Source organism: Bacillus sp. LR_5 (genome assembly GCF_042709275.1).
Genome location: NZ_JAVAXX010000432.1, coordinates 1 through 3,703 on the forward strand (window position 1 = coordinate 1; position 3,703 = coordinate 3,703).

The 3,703-nt window shown below is 43.6% G+C and carries 5 protein-coding genes; 2 read left to right on the plus strand and 3 right to left on the minus strand.

Features of this window, described 5'->3' with window-relative positions; genetic code table 11:
* Positions 1-16: 16 nt before the first annotated feature.
* The 3 genes from frlB to RAC86_RS36470 form a co-directional block, all read right to left on the minus strand.
* The gene (gene frlB / locus RAC86_RS36460) at positions 17-1,003 is read right to left on the minus strand and encodes a fructosamine deglycase FrlB (RefSeq protein WP_377886761.1); all 987 of its coding nucleotides are present in this window, start codon (positions 1,001-1,003) and stop codon (positions 17-19) included.
* A gap of 214 nt (positions 1,004-1,217) precedes the next feature.
* Complete coding sequence (locus RAC86_RS36465; protein ID WP_003228617.1) at positions 1,218-1,592, minus strand: nucleotide excision repair endonuclease; 375 nt, start codon at positions 1,590-1,592, stop codon at positions 1,218-1,220.
* A 102-nt stretch (positions 1,593-1,694) separates the two neighbouring features.
* Positions 1,695-2,813, minus strand: a complete 1,119-nt coding sequence (locus tag RAC86_RS36470) for an NAD(P)/FAD-dependent oxidoreductase (protein ID WP_377886763.1) — start codon at positions 2,811-2,813, stop codon at positions 1,695-1,697.
* Positions 2,814-2,971: 158 nt separating this feature from the next.
* On the opposite strand from RAC86_RS36470, the gene sspG reads away from it, so the two are divergent.
* The gene (gene sspG / locus RAC86_RS36475) at positions 2,972-3,118 is read left to right on the plus strand and encodes an acid-soluble spore protein SspG (protein WP_003228613.1); all 147 of its coding nucleotides are present in this window, start codon (positions 2,972-2,974) and stop codon (positions 3,116-3,118) included.
* Entirely contained in the window at positions 3,118-3,393 is a 276-nt protein-coding gene (locus tag RAC86_RS36480) for a hypothetical protein (protein WP_003243521.1), read from the plus strand. Before sspG ends, RAC86_RS36480 begins: the two co-directional genes overlap by 1 nt.
* The last annotated feature ends 310 nt before the right edge of the window (positions 3,394-3,703 follow it).

Genomic DNA, 3,703 nt, shown 5'->3' on the forward strand with positions numbered 1-3,703 from the left:
GTTCCTCATTTTCAGATCAATACTCAACTTTCCACATATATCTTCTATGAGATAAAGGATGATTTCTCGCCTCTGCCAGCTCGTCTGCATAGCTTCTCAGCACACGATTGAGAACGAGCGGAGCAAGATAGCCTTTAACTGAATCGTCAATTGCAGTGAAGTCGTAAGATGCAGCATCAAGCACAGTGAGCTTTTTGCCATACTTTTTCGAGAAGGTAAGCGCCCGCTCTTCAAGAGGTCTTGTTTCATCTAAACCGAGCAGGATGATAAACGGCACGGATTCATCAATAATTTCAAACGGTCCGTGAAAATATTCTCCGGCATGAATGGCGTGGGAATGAATCCATTGCATTTCCATGAGAATGCAGATGCTGTAGGAGTAAGCGACACCGTAGTTTGCACCGCTTGCCATGGTATAAATAATACTTTCTTTTTCATGGGCTTTTGCAAATTGCTTGGCGTTGTCAGCTTCCTGCTTAAGGGCTTTTTCATATACAGCCTGCAATTGATCTAAGCCTTCAATTGCTTGTTGGAATTTCGTATTGTTTTCTAATACTTGCAGGGTTCCAAAAACGATTTGATACAAAACGCCATAGTTTGTATTGATCGCAAGCGCCTCATCACCCCAATCGTACTGGACAACATATTGCGCTTCCTGCGCTAAAGGAGACTCCGGTTTAAACGTCATCGCAATCGTAAGTGCACCCTTGCCCCTTGCAAACGCAGCAGCTTTGACTGTCTCCGGGGTATTTCCCGAATGCGAGCACAAAATAACAAGAGACTTTTCACCAAGCTGAACAGGGTTGCGCTGAATAAATTCGTTGGCGCTGTAGAGGTCGGAGTTTATTGATTTTGACTCTCTGTCAAACACATACTTACTCGGATACATAATGGCAGAAGACCCTCCGCATGCGACAAAGAATACATGATCAATGGTTTTCCCTTTCAAATCCTGCAAGAAAGCTTGAACCTCACGATTTACTTTTGCTGTGGCCTGACTCAAATCCTTCACTCCCCGTTTTTATTATATAACGTTATATAACATTATATATTGTTATATTAAAGTCCGCGGCTAGGATTGTCAATATTATTTTCTGAAATTTCTCAATAATTTATTCGAATGATAGACAAAGGGTCTATATGCGAAAAAATGCCCAAATCAAAAGCCAGAACTTGACTTAAGCTCTGGCTCGCTGTTCAATCCGCAGACTGACGTCTTATTTAAAAAATACCTTGTCTATGTTGTACTTCGAGTGCTGTGTATTGATGATATATGTTTCGTAAATCTCTCTTTCCATTGGATCATCAACTACACATACCTCAATTTTATATACTTCGTCTCTGTGATGTTTGATCGGTGAAACAGTGTCTTCGAAATGCTTCTTAATTCTCTGTCTTAACTTTCTGGCTTTACCGACAAACAGCAGCTCGTCATGAATGTTGTAAAACATAAAAATGCCGCCTTTGTCCCTTGGGATCTGGTGAAAGTCGATGAATCCGTGAATCGGTTTTATCTTCGGCTCGTTATCATTAGCTGACTGCTGTCGTTCAGTGATGGTGACATTCGGTGCGGGTATATCAATTTTTATCAAAATCAGTTCACGTCCTCTTTTTCATTAAAGATAAATGCTAACACATACAGAAAAGAAAAGCTAGAACAGCTTTATTATATTTGTTTGTTATGCTCTTACTTATTATGCAAGTGCTTCGACTGGATGATAAGGACTAAGGTCTAATTCTGTCTGCTTTCCAAGAACTAGCTTTGCGAGCTCTGCACCCAAGAACGGCCCCATCGTCAGTCCAGAAGCACCCAAACCGTTTGCAGCATATAGGCCTTGAACATTCGGCACGGCCCCTACGACCGGCAGAAAACCCGGTGTAAACGGCCTGAAGCCCACTCTTGTTTCAACAGCAGCCGCATCAGCAAGACCCGGTGCAACGGCTAACGCTTTGCTCAATACTTCGTGCTGGCCTCCGGCTGTCACACGAAGATCATCAAGACCGGCATCGTTTTCGTGTGTGGCGCCGGCTACAATTCTGCCGTTATCAAACGAAAGAATGTACTGATCACTCGGCGGCATTACAACCGGCCACGATCCTGTATCTGCATCTGGCATTTCAAAATGCATAATCTGCGCTTTTTGAAATGACACTTGAAAATGAATGCCAAGAGTCTTCAATATCTCATTGGCCCATGCTCCCGCCGTCACAATGACCGCGTCAGCCGCAAACTGCTTTGTATCTGTTTGCACGCCGGTGACTGTTCCGTTTTCAAAAAGCAAATGCGCATTTCCTTTGATGACCGTTGCGCCGCGTTTCTCTGCAGCGCTTAAAAGCGACCGGCACAGCGCTCTTCCGTTTACACGGGCGGCACCGCTGATATGAACCGATTCATAGCCGTCAGCTAAAATCGGAAACAGCTTTTTCGTTTCACTTGCAGACAAGCGGGTAATGTCGCCGATTTCCGGCGCATCCTCCCGTCTCTTATACGCCCTTTCCTCCATTTTATCGAGTTTAGACGCGTCAGTATGAATGCTGATGGCACCGACACGTTTGTATCCTGTATCCGATTCACCGTCTTTTTCCAATTGATGGATTAAATCCTTATAGTACCGCGCTCCCCCCTTAGCAAGCTGGTACCAATCCTGATTACGGCGTTGCGAGAGCCATGGACAGACGATCCCCGCCGCCGCATCAGTCGCTTGTCCCGGCTCTTTCCGATCAATGACAGTAACGCGAGCGCCTGATTTTGCGAGATGATAAGCCGTCGACGCGCCCAGAATCCCTGCGCCGACGATGATGTACGATTTCATATGCAAACACCTTTTCTATTATAATGTCTATTCATTTTACCAAATAGAATGCTTTCCTTCGACCTTTTGCCCTAATGTGGAAAAACCGCGAAGTTCGTCCAATCTCTTTACTCTCCTATCGAATATCCTGTCACTATCAATAGAGAAAGGATGATACCATGAGCGAAAATCGTCATGAAAATGAAGAAAACAGACGCGATGCGGCAGTCGCAAAAGTCCAAAACAGCGGTAATGCAAAAGTCGTGGTCAGCGTGAATACAGATCAGGATCAGGCACAGGCGCAGTCACAAGACGGAGAAGACTAATGAACGAAAACATCATTCCTCTCAACAGACATACTCAAGAGATACCCACTACTGAATCTGTTATCAAAAACAGCGGCAACTCAGAGGTCCATATCGACATTCACATTGATACAATGCCAATTGCTTTTGCTATATTATGCTCTGCATTAGCCGCAAAGCAGATGACAAAAGAGGAATTCGATATGGCTTATACTCAATTGCGGGAGATGAACAGAGAAAATAACAGCAGATCATCTGTAAAGCAAATTATCAATCAAGAGACAGAAGAAGAGTAAAAAACCGCGGCCCCTCGGCCAGCGGTTTTTCTTCTGCATACAAAAAGGACGCGACTGAAAACCAGTCACGTCCTTTTTATAAAAAAATAATCGATTGAACCTTCCATTTCGAACTTGATTATTTTTATAAAATGGTACGGAATGATTTATAAAAGGGTCACCCAAACCCTTGATTTAAAGCCATTTCTTCAGATGGTTTAAATGATGATAATCTTAACTTGGCACCGTGTTGGCATGAGCTGAAGCCGCATGATATAAGGGTTTACAGTCATAATTCACTGGTGCCGTAAGTTTCATATCTTTTGAAAGT

Coding starts and splice junctions, on each gene's coding strand:
- RAC86_RS36470 (WP_377886763.1), bottom strand. CDS start 2,813: ATGAAATCGTACATCATCGTCGGCGCAGGGATTCTGGGCGCGTCGACG.
- sspG (WP_003228613.1), top strand. CDS start 2,972: ATGAGCGAAAATCGTCATGAAAATGAAGAAAACAGACGCGATGCGGCA.
- RAC86_RS36480 (WP_003243521.1), top strand. CDS start 3,118: ATGAACGAAAACATCATTCCTCTCAACAGACATACTCAAGAGATACCC.